The 22,201-nt window shown below is 44.1% G+C and carries 21 protein-coding genes; 16 read left to right on the top strand and 5 right to left on the bottom strand.

The annotated features are described in order from the left end of the window. Positions 1-208 precede the first annotated feature (208 nt). The 3 genes from nth to QT987_RS18190 form a co-directional block, all read right to left on the bottom strand. Positions 209-853, bottom strand: coding sequence for an endonuclease III (gene nth / locus QT987_RS18200; RefSeq protein WP_333242506.1), 645 nt, complete (start codon positions 851-853; stop codon positions 209-211). A gap of 186 nt (positions 854-1,039) precedes the next feature. Continuing rightward, positions 1,040-2,134 (bottom strand): RIP metalloprotease RseP, encoded by a 1,095-nt coding sequence (gene rseP, locus QT987_RS18195; protein ID WP_333242503.1) that lies wholly within the window; start codon positions 2,132-2,134, stop codon positions 1,040-1,042. A gap of 35 nt (positions 2,135-2,169) precedes the next feature. Continuing rightward, the gene (locus tag QT987_RS18190) at positions 2,170-2,331 is read right to left on the bottom strand and encodes a hypothetical protein (protein WP_333105714.1); all 162 of its coding nucleotides are present in this window, start codon (positions 2,329-2,331) and stop codon (positions 2,170-2,172) included. Positions 2,332-2,388: 57 nt separating this feature from the next. Between QT987_RS18190 and QT987_RS18185 the strand changes: the two genes are divergently transcribed. From QT987_RS18185 to QT987_RS18160, 6 genes are all read left to right on the top strand, one after another. Next, a complete protein-coding gene (locus tag QT987_RS18185; protein WP_333242500.1) occupies positions 2,389-3,066 on the top strand; it encodes an ATP-dependent Zn protease in 678 nt (225 codons plus the stop codon). A gap of 211 nt (positions 3,067-3,277) precedes the next feature. Then, positions 3,278-3,829 (top strand): hypothetical protein, encoded by a 552-nt coding sequence (locus QT987_RS18180; RefSeq protein WP_333242497.1) that lies wholly within the window; start codon positions 3,278-3,280, stop codon positions 3,827-3,829. A 63-nt stretch (positions 3,830-3,892) separates the two neighbouring features. Beyond that, positions 3,893-4,450 (top strand): Uma2 family endonuclease, encoded by a 558-nt coding sequence (locus QT987_RS18175; RefSeq protein WP_333242495.1) that lies wholly within the window; start codon positions 3,893-3,895, stop codon positions 4,448-4,450. A gap of 446 nt (positions 4,451-4,896) precedes the next feature. Beyond that, positions 4,897-6,327 carry an MFS transporter gene (locus tag QT987_RS18170; protein WP_333242492.1) on the top strand — a complete coding sequence of 477 codons (1,431 nt, stop codon included), beginning with the start codon at positions 4,897-4,899 and terminating at the stop codon, positions 6,325-6,327. Positions 6,328-6,863: 536 nt separating this feature from the next. Next, a complete protein-coding gene (locus QT987_RS18165) occupies positions 6,864-7,037 on the top strand; it encodes a hypothetical protein (RefSeq protein WP_333242489.1) in 174 nt (57 codons plus the stop codon). Positions 7,038-7,365: 328 nt separating this feature from the next. Next, entirely contained in the window at positions 7,366-9,723 is a 2,358-nt protein-coding gene (locus tag QT987_RS18160) for a polysaccharide biosynthesis tyrosine autokinase (RefSeq protein WP_333242486.1), read from the top strand. Between the two features lie 379 nt (positions 9,724-10,102). On the opposite strand, the gene QT987_RS18155 is transcribed toward QT987_RS18160, so the two are convergent. Further along, positions 10,103-12,562, bottom strand: a complete 2,460-nt coding sequence (locus QT987_RS18155; protein ID WP_333242483.1) for a CBS domain-containing protein — start codon at positions 12,560-12,562, stop codon at positions 10,103-10,105. Between the two features lie 94 nt (positions 12,563-12,656). Then, a complete protein-coding gene (locus QT987_RS18150) occupies positions 12,657-13,910 on the bottom strand; it encodes a transposase (protein WP_333242480.1) in 1,254 nt (417 codons plus the stop codon). Positions 13,911-14,199: 289 nt separating this feature from the next. On the opposite strand from QT987_RS18150, the gene QT987_RS18145 reads away from it, so the two are divergent. The 10 genes from QT987_RS18145 to QT987_RS18100 all read left to right on the top strand — a co-directional run bounded on the left by QT987_RS18145 (position 14,200) and on the right by QT987_RS18100 (position 22,046). Next, positions 14,200-14,874 (top strand): HEAT repeat domain-containing protein, encoded by a 675-nt coding sequence (locus QT987_RS18145; RefSeq protein WP_333242477.1) that lies wholly within the window; start codon positions 14,200-14,202, stop codon positions 14,872-14,874. Between the two features lie 110 nt (positions 14,875-14,984). Next, positions 14,985-15,584 carry a hypothetical protein gene (locus tag QT987_RS18140; RefSeq protein ID WP_333242474.1) on the top strand — a complete coding sequence of 200 codons (600 nt, stop codon included), beginning with the start codon at positions 14,985-14,987 and terminating at the stop codon, positions 15,582-15,584. A gap of 83 nt (positions 15,585-15,667) precedes the next feature. Beyond that, entirely contained in the window at positions 15,668-15,922 is a 255-nt protein-coding gene (locus tag QT987_RS18135) for a hypothetical protein (protein WP_333075830.1), read from the top strand. A 97-nt stretch (positions 15,923-16,019) separates the two neighbouring features. Continuing rightward, the gene (locus QT987_RS18130) at positions 16,020-16,379 is read left to right on the top strand and encodes an ArsR/SmtB family transcription factor (RefSeq protein ID WP_242721630.1); all 360 of its coding nucleotides are present in this window, start codon (positions 16,020-16,022) and stop codon (positions 16,377-16,379) included. A 116-nt stretch (positions 16,380-16,495) separates the two neighbouring features. Beyond that, on the top strand, positions 16,496-17,524 hold the full coding sequence (locus QT987_RS18125) for a PstS family phosphate ABC transporter substrate-binding protein (protein WP_333242471.1): 1,029 nt from the start codon (positions 16,496-16,498) through the stop codon (positions 17,522-17,524). Positions 17,525-17,560: 36 nt separating this feature from the next. Further along, positions 17,561-18,712 carry an ACR3 family arsenite efflux transporter gene (gene arsB / locus QT987_RS18120; RefSeq protein WP_333242468.1) on the top strand — a complete coding sequence of 384 codons (1,152 nt, stop codon included), beginning with the start codon at positions 17,561-17,563 and terminating at the stop codon, positions 18,710-18,712. Between the two features lie 6 nt (positions 18,713-18,718). Beyond that, positions 18,719-19,375: an arsenical resistance protein ArsH gene (arsH, locus tag QT987_RS18115; protein WP_333242465.1), complete on the top strand. Its 657-nt coding sequence runs from the start codon at positions 18,719-18,721 to the stop codon at positions 19,373-19,375. 36 nt (positions 19,376-19,411) lie between these two features. Continuing rightward, entirely contained in the window at positions 19,412-19,807 is a 396-nt protein-coding gene (gene arsC, locus QT987_RS18110) for an arsenate reductase, glutathione/glutaredoxin type (RefSeq protein ID WP_333145636.1), read from the top strand. Between the two features lie 427 nt (positions 19,808-20,234). Continuing rightward, positions 20,235-21,221 (top strand): arsenosugar biosynthesis radical SAM (seleno)protein ArsS, encoded by a 987-nt coding sequence (gene arsS, locus QT987_RS18105; RefSeq protein WP_333242462.1) that lies wholly within the window; start codon positions 20,235-20,237, stop codon positions 21,219-21,221. A 99-nt stretch (positions 21,222-21,320) separates the two neighbouring features. Next, positions 21,321-22,046 (top strand): TVP38/TMEM64 family protein, encoded by a 726-nt coding sequence (locus QT987_RS18100; RefSeq protein ID WP_333242459.1) that lies wholly within the window; start codon positions 21,321-21,323, stop codon positions 22,044-22,046. The last annotated feature ends 155 nt before the right edge of the window (positions 22,047-22,201 follow it).

Raw genomic sequence — 22,201 nt, 5'->3', positions numbered from 1 at the left:
CAAGATGCCTGTTCCACAATAACTCTACATTTTTAGCAACAGGCAAGATGCCTGTTCCACAATAACTCTACATTTTTGTGGTACAGGCATCTTGCCTGTACTTAGCATTTGTGCAACACCTAATTATTAGCAGAAGGGTAAAAATCTGCAATAACTCAATTTTTTTGTGGTACAGGCATCTTGCCTGTAGTTAACATTGGTGGAAGACCTAACTATTAGCAGAAGGACACAAATCTGCAAGTTCGCAAATATTGCAAGCCGGATTTCTCGCATTACAAACTGCCCTGCCGTGATAAACCAACCGAATCGACCAATTTTCCCAATCCGGCTGCGGTAACAATATCATCAAATCCCGCTCGATCCTTATAGGATCGGTATGTTCGGTCAATCCCAACCGCTGACTCAAACGTTTGACGTGAGTGTCTACCGTCACCCCCATATTAATACCAAAAGCGTGAGCGAGAACGACATTAGCCGTTTTGCGGGCAACTCCGGGCAATTCTAGCAGCAGTTCCATCCGCTGCGGCACTTGATTGTTAAATTTATTGACGATCGCCTGACAAGCACCTTTAATATTTTTAGACTTATTCCGGTAGAAACCAGTCGATCGCACCAGACTTTCGAGTTCTTCTAAATCAGCATTTGCCAAAGCCACCGCATCGGGAAAACGCTCAAACAAAGCCGGCGTTACCAGATTTACTCGATCGTCCGTACACTGAGCCGAGAGAATCGTCGCCACCAGCAACTGCACGGGAGTTTCGTAGTTGAGAGTGCAAGGAGCTTCTGGATAGAGGCGTTTGAGGCGAATCAGAATTTCGAGCGATCGTTGTTTTAAACTTAACTTTTTAGTCATTAGTCAGTAGTCATTAGTCATTAGTCATTAGTCATTTGTTATTTGTTTTTAACTGCTTCCCCGGCACGACCGGGGAACCCAGAACCCGATGATCTACCTCGCTTGCGTAGGAAAAAAAGAAGATGGAAAAATAGGAAAATAGGAAAAAGGAAAACTAGACATAATTCTTCCTCCTTCCTTCATTTACTATTGCATGAAATTTCGCAAATCGAACCCAGCCAAATTAGCTGTATCGCGAATAATCAAGAAAACTCCCAAACCCAGCAACAACACCAAACCAGTCTGCATGACATTTTCCTGAATGCGGTTCGGCAGAGGCTTGCCCCGCAGTCCTTCTATTAACAGAAAAGCTAGCTGACCGCCGTCCAAAGCAGGTAAAGGCAAGATATTAATCACAGCCAAATTGATGCTAATTAGCACCGCATACTGAAACAAACTCGCAGCATCCGATTTGGCAATCCCTGCACCAATCGCCACAATCGCCACAGGCCCGGACAACTTGTCGGCAGTCTGGCTGAAATTGCTAAGTAACTGCCCGAAACCTTGAACCGTCAGCACCACAATCCGCTCAAATTCTTTGGCGGCCTTGCTAAACGCCTCTACAAATCCGGCCCTCTGCCGCACCACAGTGCCGTTAGAAGTTAGTTGCACGCCAATGCGACCTTTGCCGTCGGGCGACTCTTCAGGAGTTACTGTCACCACAAATTTTTGTTCTTGGCGCTGAATTTCCAACGCTAGGGGTTGGTTGGGATGATCTTGGATTGCTGCGACCAATAATTTGACTGCTTCGCCGGAAGCGCCCAATTCCTTGCCGTCAACAGACAGAACAACGTCGCCCGATCGAATTCCGGCTTGTTTCGCGGCCGAACTGACTTCCGCAGCGACTTCCGGGACTTTAACTCCCGGTAGGTAGTTCATTTCTGCAGCGCCGACAGTGCTCAATTGCACCACCAGCAGGAAATAAGCAAAAATTAAGTTGGCAATTACCCCTGCACTAATGACGATCGCCCGATCGAGCACGGGGCGATTTTTGAGCAAATTCGGGTCATTTGGGGGAATTGTACTGTCGGGATCGTCGTCCGGGAAACCCACGAAACCTCCCAGGGGAAAGGCGCGGAGGGCGTATTCAGTTTCCGGGCCTTGGTACTTCCAGAGGATGGGTCCAAAACCGATGGAGAAGCGGTTGACATGGATGTGTTGAAGTCTCGCCGCCAAGAAGTGGCCGAGTTCGTGAACGACAATCAAGATACCTAAAACTGCGATCGCTGCCAAAACTGACATGAAGGATTCCACTAACACTTTTACTGGACTTTGATTTATTTTAATATCTTTTTAATATCGGTGGCTTCGGAGGGACAATTTTCAGTCAAACTGGAAGGTGGTGTTTTTGTCGGAAGTCCCGGCTGCTGCGATCGACCCGACGCTGCCAAACCGATCGCGCGATCGTACCTGAGTTTACCTCTAAAACCAATTCCCATTACCAATTCCCTATTACAAATTCCCCATTAGCAATTCCCAGTTACCAATTCCCGATTATGAAAGACACTTCTTTGAATATTATCGCTATTTCTATCTTTGCCATCACCGTTTCAATATTGTTGGGCCCCCTATTCAACTTGCCAGAAGCCGTACCTGCGATCGCCACTTTTTGCCTGTTGGGGCTAGCCACCCTCGACAGTTTCCAGTGGCAAGGTCAAGGCGGTACTATTTTATTAGATTGGTTGGGAGGAACTTCCAAACAAAAGCGCGATCGTATCCTTCACCACGAAGCCGGACACTTCCTAGTCGCGCACCTGTTGGGAATTCCCGTAACCAGCTACGCCCTCAACGCTTGGGAAGCATTTAAACAAGGTCAAACAGCCCAAGGCGGCGTCCGATTTGAAGACGAGCAATTAGCATCTCAACTCCAAAGTGGCACTCTTTCCGCCCAACTTTTAGACCAATATTGTACCGTGTGGATGGCCGGAATAGTCGCCGAAAAATTTGTTTACGGCAGCGCACAAGGAGGAGCAGAAGACCGCACCAAAATTAGTGCAATTTTAACACAACTGCGCCGTCCAATTTCCGAAATTCAACTCAAACAAAACTGGGGTTTGCTGCGAGCAAAAAACCTGATCGAAAGCCACAAATCAGCTTACGAAGCCCTAGTAGCAGCCATGGAAAAAAGAGCAAGTGTTGCCGAATGCTACGCCATAATCCAGCAAAATTTATAGGAAAAAAATTACGCACTTTTGCCTTATAAACCCGGTTTATCTCTAGATTTCTCACAAAGACAGGACTTACGCACCGCCTCAATATATAGTGTTTTGTAGGGGCAAACCCCCCGTGGTTGCCCCCATACCTGGAATGATGGCGTAAGTCCTAAAATACAAAAAATTTGCGTAGAAACCGAGTTTAAGAGCGTATTATAGGGATTAAAAATTAATGTCAGAACCAAATATTTTCCCAACAACACTGCAAACAGCAAACCCAAATACAGAAAAATTGTTGTGGCTGTTTGGTTTGCGGATCGACCCTGGCACCGAAATACCAAATCTATATACTCTAATTGTCTATGGAGAACAAGAGCCGCCCTTAGTAGCCGGCGGTCAACTTGTATTTTTTACCCGTCCAGAACTAGCGATTAACGCTCTCCAATTGTGCAATATCGATGTCAGCAAACTGGGAAAGCCACCCACACAAATAGACGCTATTTGCGACATTGCAGAAACGCTATACTTGCTCGATGCCGAAGATTTTGACGAGTCAGCTACTATCCTCAACTGTTTGAACGCGCTTTTCGATTTAGTGAAAGCTACTTTAATACCGATGCCCACTGAATACAAGCGCATACTTTATGATTTTGCAGATCATTTGAATATTGAGGAAGAGTTTGCAAGTTTTTTAGACGCAGAAGATATTCAGCGCTCGGAAATTGTCAATGCTATTTTGTGGTGTGTGGGAGCAATTACAGCTAAATCTAGATTGCTGACCTAGCAATTTAATACAAAACTAGAATGTGCATCGATAATAGATAATATCGCCAAAGGAAATTGTGCCATGACTGTAACAGATGTACGCTTGTGGACTGTAGCCGAATACCGCCGCATGACCGAAACTGGCATTCTCAATCCCGATGAACGAGTCGAATTAATTGACGGGCAAATTATTTCAAGCAGTGCAAAAAATCCTCCCCACGCAGCAACTAATCTCTGTGCAGCCGACTATCTGAGAAATCTGCTGGCAGGACTTGCTTTAATTCGCATTCAAGACCCGATCGCTCTAAGTTATAATTCAGAACCAGAACCCGATATTGCTGTAGTGCAAATCGACCCTCGGCTGTACCAAGATTTTCATCCCGCACCAGACAATATTTTCTTATTAATAGAAATAGCTGATACGACTTTAGAAACAGACCGCCAGCGGAAAGCACCGGCTTATGCTAAGGCGGGAATTAGTGATTATTGGATACTTGATGTTAACACGCGGCAAGTCTATGTTTTTCGCGAACCGGGCGAGGCAAACTACCAACAAGAAACAGTATTTAATGAAGATGATGTTTTGTCAATGCCGGCCTTTCCAGAAATAGAAGTTCAGATTTCGCAACTGTTTCCTTAAGTCTGTGGGCGGCGGGTTTATCGATATCTTTAGCTACGGATCGATATTTCGGCTAAAACCATCCCCTTGTATGGTGCGTAGCTGCTACGGTATCTACGGGTATTGTGTATATTGATATCGCTCGAATTACCACAACGTTGTAGGGGCGGGTTCACAAACCATACATAACAATGACCGACAATTCATATAAACCCGCCCCCACCCCACCGTAAATCTAAACGTACATTTGGCTTGTTTGTTGGGTGGGGCGGGTTTTTGAAATTGTTTTTTTTGGGGCGATTATTGTTGGTGAACCCGCCCCTACAAATCTATCAATTACCCATTACCAATTACCAATTCTTCAGAATAATCCCGATCGCTACAAAAAACTTAGTATTAGGGCGTAGCGCGAGTTATACTCCTACTGGAAAGACTGTGACTGCCAAAAAATCTCGACATCAAAGTTTATGAGCAACACTTCCGGGCTTCGACCTGCAGCCGACAACCCCAAAACACAAAAACTCAGCCTCTCAACAAAATTAGCTTACGGTGCCGGCGACCTCGGCCCGGCAATTACCGCTAATGTTTTGGCATTTTACCTCCTAGTTTTCTTTACCAATGTTGCTGGTTTACCTGCCGGCTTAGCCAGTAATATTTTGGTAGTTGGCAAGATTTGGGATGCTATAAATGACCCGATTGTGGGGGTTTTGAGCGATCGCACTTCTCATCCTTGGGGCCGCCGATATCCTTGGATAATATATGGTGGCATTCCCTTCGGCATATTCTTCTTATTGCAGTGGATTGTACCTAGCACGGATCACACAGTGTTATTTTGGTACTATGTTGCAATCAGTATTTTGTTCAACACCGCCTACACGGCTGTCAATCTTCCCTACACTGCCCTGACTCCAGAACTTACTCAAGACTACAACGAACGCACTAGCCTTAATAGTTTTCGGTTTGCTTTCTCCATTGGCGGCAGCATCTTTTCATTAATCTTAGCTCTAATTATCTTTCGTGTATTTGAAAAAGACCCGAATCAACAATATTTAGTATTAGGTGCAATCTGTGCAGTTATCTCTGTCTTGCCTTTGTACTGGTGCGTTTTGGGAACTCGCAAGCACGTCGCAGCCCAACTATTAGAAAACGCCGAACTCGATAATTCTACATCCTTGCCACTGAAAGAACAGTTGCAGATTGCATTTAGCAATCGCCCTTTTTTGTACGTCATTGGAATTTATCTTTTTTCTTGGCTGGGAGTGCAGTTGACGGCTACTATTATTCCCTACTTTGTTGTTAACTGGATGCAACAGCCACAGTACGTTTTTAGCTTGGTGGCGATCGCCGTTCAAGGCACTGCATTAATCATGCTATTTGTTTGGAGTAAAGTCAGCGAGAGATACGGCAAAAAAGCCGTATATTTTATGGGCATGAGTTTGTGGATTATTGCCCAAGCTGGACTGTTTTTCCTGCAACCAGGACAAGTATTGCAAATGTACATATTAGCAGTCATGGCAGGTATCGGAGTTTCCACGGCTTATCTAATACCTTGGTCGATGATACCGGATGTGATCGAACTCGACGAACTGCAAACAGGAGAAAGACGCGAAGGGGTTTTCTATTCGTTTATGGTACTGCTGCAAAAAATCGGATTAGCAGGGGGTTTGTGGTTGGTAGGTCAAGCATTAGAAGGAGCTGGATTTCTATCTACAGTTCCGGGACAGCCTGCACCCGTACAGCCAGAGTCTGCACTGTTTGCGATTCGAGTTGCGATCGGGCCGCTCCCCACAATTGCTTTAATTGCTGGGATGATTCTCACATACTTTTATCCCATAACCCGCGAAGTTCATGCAGAAATATTGTTGAAGCTGCGAGAAAGAAAAGCACAAAATCAGTAAGCGCTAATAACCAATAGTTGGTAATTCGTAAAATCGAAAAATAACAACTACCGATAGCTAATCCGGGCGATATTAATAGCAATCCTCCCATCCTATGCAAACTATTTTTTTCTTGAACAATGTGTCATCTTCTTATGGCATCGGTTAATTTAAAAAAAACGTTGCGCGTTTCCTGAAAGGATTGCTATAGCTTGCTCGGAGGGCGAATAAAAGCGATAGTTTTAGTAATAGCCCCGGAACGCAGAAACCTAGTTTTTTTTACGAAAATACATAAATCGCGCCGCGCCATCCGCCCCAGTAGAAAAACCCCGAATGCTTGAGTTGTTCTAAATGTCGATCGAGCTTGAGAACACAAATTATTAAATTTTATGTCGCTCGCGCACTATCGAAATGAGTTTGCGATATAATTACCACGGTAAAATAAGTATATACACTTAATCATTCATCTAACTCCTCAAAAAGTTTATAATTAAAAGAAGAAACAGATTTTTTTCGGAAATTGATTCGATTAGTTGCCGTTCCCAAAAATCTGCCGAATGTGGCTAATTATATCTACAGGGGAAATGCAACACTTTTTAGCCGCTCAGTTAGCGCGTAAGTTAACAAGTGCTTTTGTCGTTGACTCCGAACCGAAAAATGGCATAGAGGACAAACCAATACCAGCGCAAGCGGCGGCTGAGGTGTTACGGTCAATTGTAAAAGTTTGGTAAAGTTATGGAACCCGCTGTCGCGAAGCTGAGCAACACCTGAAAAAGTTGGCTTCGTCGCCCGGAAACCCTAAATACAAGCACAACGCAGCCGAGCCAAATGCAGTCTGATCTAACTCTCCAGCAGTTGTAAAAGAACTTTTACCGCCGGCATAGCATAAGGATTTAGTGATTTTTGTATACTATGTGAAAGTAGTGAGAACTATTAGAAGGAAGTGGGATCGACCAACCAATAATTTCGTGTGATATCCTTAAGCCAATGCTCAAAGTATCAACCTGAAGGCTCGCAGAAGAAAGCTGATTTTACCCACAAAATATCAAAGAGGTCAACATGGAAAGAGAACAGGACGCTCATATCGTACCCATTAGCAACCAGAGCCGACAGGTGCAGCAATTTTCCGTTGACGAGGGAGAAGATTTAAGCGCGCAGCCTCAGAAAGGATTGAATGTAAAGCCGTTGTTGAGGACTGTTCAGCGAAAAGCCCTAATCATTATTGGGATTATAGGTCTAGTAGTCGGCGGAGTTGTTTATCAGATCAAGGGAGCCAAGAAAACATATCAAGGCGATTTTCGGATGCTAGTGGAACCCGTGACAACGGAGGCAAGAATTGCTGACCCCTCTGCCCTAGCCAATCGCAGCGAGGGGGGAGGAGTACCTAGTAGAGATTTTTTTAGTTTGGACTACGCAACTCAACTTCAAATTCTCCAGAGTCCTCAGATGCTGTCAGCTATTGTTAAACAAGTCCAAAAACGATATCCAAAATTCACTGAGAAAATGCTTCAAAAAGAATTAGTCGTTTTGCGGCTCGGAGAAGATCAGATGACGATGACTAAAATTTTGGAAGTTCGCTTCATGGGGAATGAGCCTGAATTTGTTGAGTTCGTTTTACAAGAAACTAAAAAGAAATATTTAAAGTACAGTCTTGATGAACGCAAGACTCGGATTGGTGAAGGTGTTAAATTTATTGAAGACCAGCTTCCGGGACTCAATAAGCGCGTAAACGACCTGAAATCGGAGTTACAGGTGATACAGCAGGAGCAACAGATTACCAATCCTCAAGAACAAGGCGCGCAATTAATCCAGCAAGTTCGTGCCGTAGAAACTTTAGAGTTAGAAACTCAAAGGCTACTGCAAGAACAGAAAACGCTGTACGCTAACTTGCAAAAACAATTAGATTTTACACCAAATGAAGCTATTGCTGCTTCAGCTTTAAGCGAAGAACCTCAATATAAAGAGTTGCTGACCAAGGTTAAGGAAGTAGAAGGTCAGATTGCTGTAGAAACAGCTCGTTTTAAATCTGCTAACCCTATAGTGGAAGCTTTAGAGCGCAAGCGGGCAAATTTAGTAGCTTTGCTCAACCAGCAAACTGATAGAATTTTGGGGCAAAATTTAGTCGGTACCCAAGCCAATTCTAAAGTTCAGAATTTTCAAAATTCTATTCGCATAGGCTTGATTAAACAATTGGTTGATACTGCTAACCAAGTTGAGGTCTTAGAAGCTCGCCGTCAGGCAATCAGCCAAACTAAAAACAATTTAAACAGGCAAGCAACAGAATTTCCCACCATAGCCCGCCGCTACAACGAACTGCAACAGCAATTAGAAGTAGCCGCCCGCACCCGCGATCAACTTCTAAGCCAGCGGGAAACTCTGCGCGTCCAAGCAGCTCAAAGCCAAGTACCTTGGGAAATAATTTCTGAACCACGGATACCGCTAGATGAGAAGGGCAACCTGATGCCAGTTCCATCGAAAGCTAAAAACAAATTAGTGATGGCAGTTGTTGGAGCGCTAGTTTTGGGTCTGGGAGCTGCTATCCTCATTGAAAAAATCCGCAATATTTTCTACTGTGCTGATGACGTGAAAGATGCGGTTGATGTGCCTTTATTGGGAGCAATTCCTCTGGACAAAAATGCTAGAAAATTGCCGCCTTCTATTGCTAATGCCTATGCTTATATTGAAGGAAAAGAGGGTAATAAGAAAATTGCTGCGGAATTTATAGAAGCTTTTGACTCTCTTTATACTAATATCCGCTTTCTTTCTTCAAATCGAACGATTAGCTCTGTGGCAATTGGTTCGGCTACAGTTGGCGAAGGCAAATCTACCGTTGCTTTAAACTTAGCTCACGTGGCAGCGCTGGCGGGTCAGCGAGTGCTGTTAGTAGACGCGAATTTGCATTCCCCCAGCCTGCACTTGCTGTTGGAAGTGCCTAATGTCAAGGGATTGAGCAACTTGCTAGACCATAAAAACGAACCCAATGAAATTATCCAACGATCGCATCTAGCAGATAATCTTTTTGTATTAACTGCTGGTATCCCGAATCCTGGTACTGCCAGACGGCTGGCATCATCTCAGATGCAGTATTTAATGGAAGAACTTCAGGCAAAATTTGACTTAGTTATCTACGATACGCCGCCGCTCGCTGACAGTAAAGATACGAATTTTTTAGCAGCGCGCACCGATGGCATACTGATGGTTGTAGCAATTCGCCAGGTTCCCTTTTCTGTAGTCAAAAAAGTTTTCAGTCAATTAGAAAATTTTGGCATACCATGCTTGGGCACAGTTGCGAATCATGCCCCTAAACGCAAGAAGTATCCAGCATCGAGAGCATCAGTTGTTGAAGATAAAAGTGAATATTTGAATTTGACACCAGCACCGTCTCGTATCCGCAAACTAGCTCCCAAAAAAGAGTGAAACCCAACAAAAAAGACCCCCAAAAAAAGGATACCAGCCCTCGACATGAGTCAATCGATTTTAGATTTTAGATTTTAGATTTTAGATTGACTTGCGCGAGATAAATGCTCTTTCTTGAGGATTTTTGATTTTCGATTTGGGATTGATTCCACGGATAAATCACGTGGCGGATACCACATTTGAAATTCGTGGTCATGGAACTCCCAAAATTTTAGATTCTTGTTCAATCTCCCAGATTCGTCTGTGGAGTAAATCGAAAATCAAAAATCCTTGGACTGAGCGCGACTTGAAGCTCGCGCTCGCCCAACCTCTTAGGCCCAAGTCTAAAATCTCAAATCTCAAATCTCAAATCTCAAATCTCAAATTGACTGAGTGCGGACTAATTTCCATCGGGGTTGGTAGGAAATGTAACGATAAAATTAGTCCAGCCATTGCTGCTTTCAACCTCAATTTTTCCCTGCAACTGTTCCACAAGTTTTTGAACCAAAGCTAAACCCAAACCTGTACCTCCTTGTTTCCAAGGATCTGCGTTGGGAACTCGATAAAATTTCTCAAAGATTCGAGGCAATTCCTCTATTGAGATGGACGATTGATTGCTGAGTGTAAATTGGATTTCTGAAGCCACAGCACTTGCTTGTCGCGAATTTGTCCTTTGTTCTCCTTGTTCCCCCTCTCCGTTTTTGCACTCAACTTTCAGAAAAATTTCGCCGCCATTGGCAGTATATTTGCAGGCATTGTTGAGGAGTTCGGCTAAAATTCGTCCCAAACTAGCGCGGTTGGAACTGATCGTGGGGAGGTGACGATCGCACTCTACTCGCAAATCCTGGTGGCGGTCGTGGGCCCGGGTGTAAAACGGGTCGATAATAGTAGGCAGCCAGAGTTCTAAGTTTACTGGTTCGAGGTCGATCGGACAAGTTGCAGCTTCGAGCCGCTGCAAATCTAGCAAAGCATTAATCAAGTCTGTTTCTCTAGTACATTCTGTTTCTAAAATTTCTAGATAAATCTGGCGTCGATCTAGCGTGGGAGAAATTCTCAACATATGAATAGCCATTTTTATATTAGCTAAAGGCGTCCGCAGTTCGTGAGAAACTGTGCTGAGAAATTCATCTTTAAGGACATTTAAATGCTGGAGTTCGTGAACTTTTTGCTGCAATTCTGCGGTGCGTTCTTGGACTTGGCGTTCGAGGTCGGTGTTGAGATTTTGGACTTGCTGATAGAGTTGGGCTTGCTGAATGGCGATCGCGATTTGAGTTGCCAGTTGCAGCAGCAAATCCACTTCCGAAGGCTGCCACTGACGGGATTGGGAACACTGATGAACACACATCATCCCCCACAAATTGCCGTCTTGCAAAATTGGTACAATCAAATAAGCTTTGATTTGCGCTTGGTGGAACCAGGCATATTTTTCGGCACTCAAACGGGCTTGGTCGATGTCGGGGACGGCATAAATTTCCTGTTCTATCACCGAAGCAGATTCTTGCCAAATATTATCGGGCAGGATTTCTCCTAAGATTGAAGGCCCATTTTCGGCAACTGATTCTGCCACTACAATGCCGTAATTGCTCGACTCTAAATGCAGGATGGCTACTCGGTCAGCTTGCAAAACTTGGCGGACTTCATCGACGCTGGCGTTGAGAATTTCTTCGAGGTTTAAGGATTGGTGAATCCGCAAGGAAATGTGAGTTAACAGCCGATCGCGCTGCAATTGTTCGTGGAGTTTTGCCGTCCGTTCCCGCACCTGCTGTTCCAGTTTGGCGTTGCGGCTTTGCAACAGTTCCACTTTTTCGGCTTGCAATTGATAAACCGACTGCTGCAACTGTTTGACAACTCGATACATTTCCGTGGGGTCGAGGACTCTGAGCAAGCTGGTCTGAGTAATAATGCCCAACAGTTCTCCGCGCCCCCCGCACACGACTAACCGCTGCACTTGTTGCTGCTGCATTTCTTTGTGCGCCGTCCATAGGGAATCGGAGGGTTGAAGAAATTGCAGGGGAGTTCTCATGATTTTTTGACCTGGGGTTTGCTTGAAATTTAGTTCAAGAAACTGTGCCTGCACAATGTCATATTCGGTAATAATTCCCAGGGGTTGGTGAAAGGAATAGTGAAAAATGGAGGTATAGTCATCTTTGGGTTTCTCCATTGTTAATTCTTTGTTTTTTGTAATCACTACGCAACTGACTTGATGCTCTGACATCAGTTCGGTTATGCTCAGCAGCGAGGCAGTGTGAGGCGCTGTAATTGGCGTAGTCATTAATTCTGCTACCCGCCGCAATTTAAGAATGTTTGAAGGCTGCAATACTTGGCGAATTCTTTCCCGTGTCAGCACTCCTACCAAGTGGCGAAATTGATTGACGATCGGCAAATAGCGAATCTTGTGCTGGCGAAATAAGGATAAGGCGGTAAACACGTCTTGGTCGTCGGATTCTGTGAGGGAGACCGACACCGGGGACATCACTTCGGAAATTGGTATTTTGTGCAGGGCTACTTTGTGCTGGCTGTCTATTGTGCCAGAAGCTATCAGCCTCACTAGGTCGGCGGGAGTTAATATGCCGATTAACAGTCCGCGGCTGGGGTTGTCGGATAAGTTGCCTGTGGTAATAGTCTGCTGGTTCTGGACGACGAACACGCAGCGGGCCCGCACCTTTTCCGGCGCGGATGTTTCGGTCATCGCCCCCCGGTCTGAGGGTACAGGTGTTTTGACTAGGGGACAACTGTTTTGCAACTGACTCATCAGCGCGATCGCCACTGCTAAGGAAGTTTCTGGCCCGGCAGTGAGGGGGTAGCGATCTATCGCTTGTTCTAAGGCTGAGGAGTAAAAGGGCGGGTGGTAGAACGGCATAGTGGATGGCAGGTTGTCAGAGGGCGGCTAACGATCGGGCAAAGCCTTGGGGAACGGCAGAAACAGTTCACAAAAAACCGGGCAATACTTGACATTACCGGATTTTTTGTGGCTCTTTTCGTACAGGTGAAACCCGTACAGGTGAAACTGCAAACACCTCTATACGGTTGCTGCACTCCTCAAAGGGTGAGTTTCCGTTTACTTTTCTAATCATATTTAGTGCTGCATTCACATCAGCATTAATCAGCGTTTCATTCCCCGACCGAAACAACCCACGTTTAACTCTCTTACCCTGGTAAGACTCTTGCTTACCGACAGGCTCTAAATCCAAAAAGCGGCACTTACTTGTATAAGATTCTTCTGTAACTGTTACCTTTATCCCCACTAACTCAGCTTTGTAAGTAATCATTTCTATGAGCTTGGCGTGAGGAATTGCTACAAACGTCTGATTCGTTTTTTTTCCTAATTGTAAATTTTGTTTCCACCCCACATTTTTCCCAATAACTAACTGCCCGATTTGAGCGTCCACCAACCGCTTGACTATCAAACTGCTGGTTTGATGAAGATAGTTTTCAACTCGCTTGTTTCGCTTAAAGATGATTTGCTGGATTTGAGGTGTGGTATATTTCCCTTTCTCAAGTTTTGACTGTAAAAAGGCTCGGCGCTTATTGAAACCTTGATTGATTGATTTGAGATGTTTTCCATCATAGAGAGTTGGAGTAAATGTTGGCTTATTTGATGCTAAAGCGACGAGGTTATCAATCCCTAAATCTCTACCTGCTATGAGTTGAGGGTTTAAATCCACCAACGTTACAGGCTTTTTATAAACAACCTCAACAACGTAGGTCGCTGTGGCAGGAACTATCCTTACCTCTATGACATCTTGGGCTTTTGTAGCAATTATTATGTCACTTTGAGATAAATGAAGTAGCCCATTATTTTTATTTTTTTCCCTTTGTTCTATCGATTGGTTATCATAAATTAACAAGTTACGTCCACAGGTTTTATGTTTGTATTTGGGAATTCGGGGGGGGGATGAAAATTGATGGATATCTCGGTAATAAGCCTTGATTGACTTTTTCCAGTCCTCCCAGTCGTGAATAAGTTGTTTGAGAACTTGAGTGCTAATTTTAGCAGGTAAGGATTTATAGTCGGCTGTGGGTTTTAGGATGGCATATAACTGTTTTAGACTCTTGGCAGCGCCAACTTTTGACCCAGAGTTAAAAAAGTGTTGCCTCATGTAATAGTTACCATGATTGTAGAGATTTTTGGACAGGAAAGATAAGTCATCAAACTGTTTAAAAAACTGATGCTGCCGATCTATGTAATGCCTTTCAACGACAATCATAATTTTTTTGGGGGATAAACGAAAAGTTTTTTGTTGCTTTGTTAAGCACTGTACAATAAAGTCTAGGGATTATCCGATATAGTGTAACACCTCGCCTGTGCTTGCGACTTAAATAATAGACTTTCTAATTGATTATTTCCATTAATCTGAGCTTCAGATTAATGGAAATAATCCGCAATCTCATTCATCTCAAATACGCAGGGCGGTTTTTACGGCCTGCTTTTCCCCTGAGACTCCCCTATAATCAAAATAACCCGAATGTAAAGTTTTACTACAAGATTTATCCATAATGACAACTTTAAGCTTAGAGCAAATTGCAGCCAAGTTAGAAAGCCAAAATTCCGCCGATCGCATGGTGGCTTTGGCCAACTTGCGGAATGTGCCTGCCGCAGAGGCGGTGCCTTTGATTAAAAAGGTGTTGAACGACGAAAGTTTGCAAGTACGATCGATGGCTGTGTTTGCTCTTGGGGTCAAACCGACAGCAGAGTGCTATCCTATTCTAGTCAAATTGCTAGAAACAGACCCGGATTACGGCATTCGCGCTGACGCTGCGGGTGCTTTGGGCTATCTCGAAGATATCAGAGCTTTTGATGCTTTGGTGCGCGCTTTTTACGAAGATACTCAATGGCTGGTGCGCTTCAGCGCTGCTGTTTCTCTGGGGAATCTCAAAGATCCCCGGGCTCGCGATGTGCTGCTGAAAGCTCTCGACAGCGATCAAGTGGTGATCCAGCAGGCGGCAATTTCGGCTTTGGGGGAAATTAAAGATATTGGGGCGATCGATCGCATCCTCAATTTTGCTCAGTCGGAAGATTGGCTGATCCGCCAGAGGCTGGCTGAAGCTTTGGGCAATTTGCCGAGTATTAAGAGCGTTTCGGCTTTGAAATACTTAGAAAAAGATAGTAATTCTCAAGTATCTGAGGCGGCAACAATTTCTCTCGATCGCCTGTCAAAAGCAGAAGTGTAAAAATTTGTAGAGGCGGGTTCACTAAAATCTGTAATTTAAGTAGTAAAATCAGAGCAACCCGCCCCGGCTGCGATGTTTGAAAAAATTATTGTTTTGAGAGAGGGAGTTAAATGCCCTACAGTCAATTTAGCATAGAACAAATTAAGGCAACTTTCGGCATCGCCTTTTCGAGCAAGATGGGCTTGTTTGCTGACATTCCCGAAATAGAACCAAGCAGTTTTTTGCAAGAAACTTTGCAATTCAATCTGCCTTTAGCACTAGAAATTAATTCCGAGAAAGCTCGCTCCGAGCTAATTGTCGCGCCAATATTAGTTGAGATTAAAAAACTGCTGCCGCAACGGATGAGTTTATTTTCAGGTCGAGAATTCAATGTAGACGCTGCTAGGGGTTTGAGCGGTTATTGCGATTTTCTAATTAGCCGATCGCCGGAACAGCTAGTCATTGAATCCCCAGTTATCGCCTTGGTTGAAGCCAAAAATGACAACATCCAATCCGGCTTAGGACAGTGCATGGCAGAAACGATCGCAGCACAAATATTTAACCAGCGGCAAGAAAATGACATTCAGACAATTTATGGAGTGATCACAACTGGGAGTATTTGGAAATTTTTCAAACTAGAAGGAATTGCGATCGAGATTGACACAAGCGAATATTTTATTAATAATGTTGGTAAAATTCTCGGTATCTTGATAAATTTTATAGAGTCTTGAGTGAAACCAGAATGTATTATATAAGCTGCGACGGCAAATCGCAAGTTAAAATAGTTCTTGATATCCTTTAACCAAAGCCAGCCATGAATCAAGCGCCCAATCCCTTTAACTCAAATCCCTCCAATCCGCTAGACCCCTTGGAGCAAGAAGTTGACGAGCAAGGTGAAGCATTGCCGAAACAGTACCACCCGGCAACTAAAAAAACTCTGCAAAAAGTCTTTATCATCCTGGTAGTTGTCGGGGCAATTATTGGGGGAATTCTATCTATAGGGGTGATTTCGCTGATGCAGAAAGCCGGACTCACTGATGTGCCGGCAAGGGTACAGAATCCCAAGTAATCAACTCCGAAGAATCTGTCGATGCTGAATGCACTGATTTTCTGGGATTAAGCTTGAGAAATTATAATGTTTTGTATGGATGTTTTCTAAATAATTGATGCTTAAAAATTCTACGGCTGCGCCCGATCGCATTTCACAGCGACAGATTTCGGAAAAACTTGTCTCCGCAGGCTTTCACGCTCTTTCTGACCCCCTGCGGATTCAGATTCTGGAGTTGCTGCGAGAACAGGAGTTGTGCGTTTGCGAATTGTGCGATCGGCTTTCTGTCCCTCAGCCTAAACTCTCTTTTCACCTCAAAGCCTTGAAGGATGCAGCTTTAGTCCGCAGCCGCCAAGAAGGCCGCTGGATTTACTACAGCCTCAATTTAGCTCAGTTTGTCGCCCTCGAACAGTACCTCGCCGAATACCGCCGCTTCAGCCAGATCCTGCCGGCACGCCCCTGTTCTGACGCAGATTAACCCATCAACATTTCTTAATGTGTTGATTGCCTGTTTGTCTTCCCTCATACTTGACATATCAAATTTTATTGATATGATTCCAGTGTACCCCTTAGTTATGGCATTGGGTGAGGTCAATGAACCGAGCAGAAAAGGCCAAGGTTTCCGCACTAAGTATAATTGCTTTGACCATAGGTGCGATCGGGCTTCTCAGCTCCTGCGGACAAGTCCAGTCGCCAGAATCGCAAAGCATTAAAATAGACGGTTCCAGCACCGTGTATCCAATTACGGATGCGATCGCCAAAGAATATCAAAATACCAATCCCAAAAAAGCATCAATTACTGTTGAATTCTCCGGTACAGGTGGAGGATTTAGAAAGTTTTGTGCTGGCGAAACAGACATCAGCAACGCCTCGCGCCCCATCAGCGCAGGGGAAATGGAAGCCTGCAACAAAGCAGGCATCCGCTACTACGAATTACCAGTCGCCTTTGACGCGCTCACAGTAGTAGTCAATCCCAACAATAGCTGGGCAAAAGACATCACAGTAGCCGAACTAAAAAAACTTTGGGAACCCGCCGCCCAAGGAAAAATTACCCGCTGGAATCAGATTCGACCTAATTGGCCAAATCAACCTATAACCCTTTACGGTGCAGGCAAAGATTCCGGTACATTTGACTACTTCACAGAAGCAACAGTAGGTACTGCGAAATCCAGCCGTACCGACTATACAGCTAGTGAAGATGATAATGTTTTAGCCCAAGGAGTTATCAAAGATCCAAATGCCTTGGGTTACTTTGGATTAAGCTATTACGAAACCAATCAAAATCAATTAAAAGCATTAGGAATAGACAATGGTAAAGGGCCAGTTCTACCCAGCATACAAACTGTAGAAAACGCTCAATATCAACCCCTCGGTAGACCTCTTTTTATCTATGTCAGTTACACCGCTGTCCAAAATAAACCAGAGGTGGGCGAGTTTGTGCAATTCTACATGAAAAAAGCACCAAGTTTAGTCCAGTCGGTCGGTTACATTCCCCTACCAAGCGAAGGCTATCAACTGATTTACAAGAATTTCTACAATGGCAAAGTTGGGACTTTCTTCGAGGGTCAAGCTAGGTTTGACTTAACCATTGGAGAGTTATTACGAAAAGAGGCAAAATTTTAATCTTTTCTCATAAAGTTTCACTTACCAGTTAACTAAATGAACCATCCTCAAGCAACTAACTCACCTGTCCAAGCAGGAAGCAAGCTCAGTTTTTTTGAAAGATACCTCACCCTTTGGGTATTTCTTTGCATTTTAGCCGGTATTATTCTCGGTAGATTATTCCCTAGCGTCGCCGTCACCCTTGATGCTCTGAGCTTTTACCAGGTGTCAATTCCTATTGCCATTTGTCTATTTTTTATGATGTATCCCATCATGGTAAAAATAGACTTTACCCAGGCGGCTAATGCAGCGCGAACGCCCAAACCAGTGATTTTAACATTAGTCGTCAACTGGGTTATCAAACCATTTACAATGGTAGCATTTTCTCAGTTTTTCTTAGGTTGGCTATTTCGCCCCCTCATTACCGGCACCGAAATAATTCGTGGCAGTGAAGTCTCCATCGCTAGTTCCTACATTGCAGGTACAATATTATTAGGAATTGCCCCCTGTACTGCGATGGTTTTAATGTGGGGATATCTGTCCTACGGCAATCAAGGACATACCCTCGTTATGGTTGCCATTAATTCCCTAGCAATGCTGTTTTTATATGCACCATTAGGCAGATGGCTGTTAGCAGCAAATGATTTAGTTGTTCCTTGGCAGACAATAGTATTGTCTGTATTCATTTATGTCGGTTTGCCCTTAGCGGCCGGAATGTATAGCCGTTTCTGGATTTTCAAACATAAAGGGCGAGAATGGTTTGAACGAGAGTTCATGCAATATCTGAGTCCAGTTGCTACGGCGGCCCTTTTGATTACGCTAATTCTTTTGTTTGCCTTCAAAGGAGAGTTGATTGTTAACAATCCTCTGCACATTCTTTTAATTGCTGTGCCTCTGTTTATCCAGACAAACTTCATTTTCCTGATTTCTTATGTAGCAGCTTTAAAACTCAACCTGTGCTACGAAGATTCAGCACCGGCCGCCCTGATTGGGGCCAGCAATCATTTTGAGGTAGCGATTGCTACGGCTGTGATGCTTTTTGGCTTAAACTCAGGTGCAGCCTTGGCTACAGTTGTCGGTGTTTTAATTGAGGTTCCAGTGATGTTAATGTTAGTAGAAATCTGCAAGCGAACAGCATTTTGGTTCCCCAGAAAACCAGAAACTGCCTCGCTGCGAGACCCTCGTTGTCTTCCCAATTCCAATTGCTAGAATCTCATGAACGAATTCACTCATAAACCCAGAATTCTTTTTTTATATGGCTCTTTAAGAGAGCGTTCTTACAGCCGCTTGTTGGCGGAAGAATCTGCTCGAATTATTGAGGGTTTCGGTGCCGAACTTAGGTTTTTTAATCCTCTAGAATTGCCGATTTATGGTAGCGTTCCCGATACGCATCCGAAGGTTCAAGAGTTGCGGGAATTGAGCCTGTGGTCGGAGGGTCAAGTGTGGTCTAGTCCAGAAATGCACGGTAATATTACTGGCATTATGAAAAATCAAATTGACTGGATTCCTTTAAATATTGGGGCTGTCAGACCAACTCAAGGTCGAACTTTGGCGGTGATGCAAGTCAGCGGTGGTTCGCAGTCTTTTAATGCTGTCAATACTTTGAGAATTTTGGGCCGCTGGATGCGGATGTTTACGATTCCGAATCAGTCTTCGGTTGCTAAGGCTTATCAGGAATTTAATGAAGATGGGACGATGAAGGATTCGCCTTATCGCGATCGCGCGATCGACGTAATGGAGGAACTGTACAAGTTTACCTTGCTGTTGCGGGAGCAAACCGAATATTTGACCGATCGCTACAGCGAACGCAAGGAACAAGCAGCTAAAGAGGCGATCGCCCTAGCAAATCGCGCCCTTGAAACATCTAACTAACAACTAACAACTCACAACTAACAACCAACAAAAACCATGAAAAAAGTAATGTTTGTGTGCAAAAGAAACTCCTGCAGATCGCAAATGGCAGAAGGATTTGCTAAAACCATCGGCGCCGGCAAGATTGGAGTCACCAGTTCCGGGTTAGAATCAAGCAGAGTTCATCCGACAGCAATTCAAGTCATGTCAGAAATCGGCATTGACATCACCGATCAAACATCCAACCCATTAAACGAATTCAATGCAGAAGACTACGATGCAGTAATTTCTCTCTGTGGCTGCGGCGTGAATTTACCCGAAGCGTGGGTATTGCGAGAAGTGTTTGAAGATTGGCAACTCGACGATCCCGACGGACAACCCATCGAAACTTTTCACCGCGTTCGAGATGAAATTAAAGCACGAGTTGAGAAATTAGTGGACTCTCTAAAGTAAGATGACTGTCAAAATGAGAATTCTTGCCTTGTCGGTTTTAACTCAGCTCTTGCAGTATTGTCAATAAGCCTTTTCTGAACAGGCTTTTCGGCCTGTTCCACAACAACAAAATTCCTCTTTTGTGGAACAGGCATCTTGCCTGTTATTGAGAATGGTGTAAGATGTCAGCTTTAACTGAGTTGCAGTATTGTCAATAAGGCTTTTATGAACAGGCTTTTCGGCCTGTTCCACAAGAAAATTAATCTCCTGTGGAACAGGCCGAAAAGCCTGTTTCTAAGAATGGTGCAAGATGTGAGTTTCAATTAACTTTGTAGCGACAGTTAAAATTTGTCGCTTTCGCATCCAAAGAATTAGTGCTAAATTATGAGAGGCGTTCCGCCGGAACGCCTCTAAATCCGTTGCGAGCAGAGACTAAAAAGTTTAGCACATGATTCAGACCGCAGTCACGCCTTTCAAAAACAAACTTCACTCAGCTTTAACTAAAAAGCAGATTACAGTTTTACAAATTAATCTCGGCAAACGCTGCAACCTCGCTTGCACTCACTGCCACGTAGAAGCTAGCCCGACACGAACAGAAGAACTTTCCCCGGAAATTTGCGACCAATTAATTGAAATCATTCGCCGCTTTCCTCAAATTCAAACTGTTGACCTCACCGGCGGTGCTCCCGAAATGCTTTACGGTTTTAAACCGCTAGCGGAAGCTGCCAGGGCTGCAGGTAAAGAGGTAATTGTTCGTTCTAATTTGACTATTTACTTTGAAAAAGGTTTTGAAGATATTCCTGAATATTGCGCCCAGAACCAACTCAGAATTGTGGCGTCGCTTCCCTGCTACCAAGCTGACAATGTGGACAAAATGCGTGGCAACGGTGTTTTTGACAGTTCGATTCGGGCGCTGCAAAAGCTAAATCAGTTGGGATACGGAAAAAAGCCAAATTTAATTCTGGATTTGGTGTACAATCCACAAGTGCCGGCAACAGACAAGTTTTCGCTAACACCGGAACAAGGCAAGTTAGAGGAAGATTACAAGGTTTATTTAGCCGAAGATTTTGGGATTTGTTTTAATCAATTGTTCGCGATTACTAATTTGCCGGTGGGACGGACTAAGTTTCATTTGGAACATAAGAAACTTCACAAGCCTTATCTGGGGTTTTTGGAGGATAATTTTAATCCCGGTACTCTGGAACATTTAATGTGCCGTAACGAATTGTCGATCGACTATTTGGGCAATGTCTACGACTGCGATTTTAACCAAATGGAAAATCTGCCGGCGAAAACTGGCAGTGGGGAAAAGATAAATACTGCTAAATTGCTTGCATCTGGCAGTTTAGATGTGATTCAAGATGTGCAAACGGCTGCTTATTGTTACGGCTGTACGGCGGGTAGCGGTTCTAGCTGTGGCGGTACTTTGATTTAATTTAAGGGAAAAGTTGCGCTTTATTACAAAGTTTTTTAGCGCTAAAGCGCAACTATAGACCTTACGGTGTATGCAATGAATGAGTGGAGAGTTTAGGTAATGAATGATTCGCGATCGCCCGATGAAAATCCGCCGCCATCAAATAGGTGGAAACTGATTTTAGGGATTGGTTTAGCTGTGGCTTTAATTGCAGCGACTAGGTTTTTTAACTTTCAAGGAATTCTGAAAAATGCCTTGGAGTCGATCGCGAGTCTCGGCCCGTGGGGCCCGGCAGCTTTTATTCTCATTTACATTGTCGCAACCGTTCTATTTATCCCCGGTTCTTTGCTGACTCTAGGTTCGGGCGTTTTGTTTGGAGTCGTTGGCGGTTCGGTTTGTGTTTCCATCGGCTCAGTTTTAGGCGCAACTTGCGCTTTTTTGGTAGGGCGGTATTTAACTCGCGACTGGGTTTCCAAACAGATAGAGGGCAATCAACAATTTAAGGCGATCGACTCCGCAGTTGCTTCTGAAGGATGGAAAATTGTGCTGCTGACGCGACTTTCTCCCATTTTTCCGTTTAATTTGCTTAACTATGCTTTTGGAGTCACGCAGGTATCTCTAAAAGATTATTTTTTGGCATCTTGGATCGGCATGATTCCCGGAACAGTCATGTATGTTTATATCGGTTCCCTGGCTGGGAGTTTGGCTGCACTTGGATCTAGCGGGCGATCGCGCACTGCTGCTGAGTGGACTCTTTACGGCATTGGTTTGGTAGCAACGATCGCCCTCACCGTTTATGCAACCCGCTTGGCTAAAAAAGCTTTAGACGAAAAAATTTCCCCTTGAAACCAAAGCACAAATCAGTAAAATTGTCAAGAGAGTTTTGCTCATACATTATAATACATTAGAAATCTAAAAAACTCCGTATTTTCTCTGTGTTATTTACAATTATTTTGTTATACAAACGAGATAGATATTAAAGATATCGTAAAGCACAAACC

This window comes from Microcoleus sp. SVA1B4, assembly GCF_036700545.1.
Taxonomy (GTDB): Bacteria; Cyanobacteriota; Cyanobacteriia; order Cyanobacteriales; family Microcoleaceae; genus Microcoleus.
Note: the sequence above shows the minus strand (reverse complement) of the source record. Positions and strands in the feature narration are given on the sequence as shown.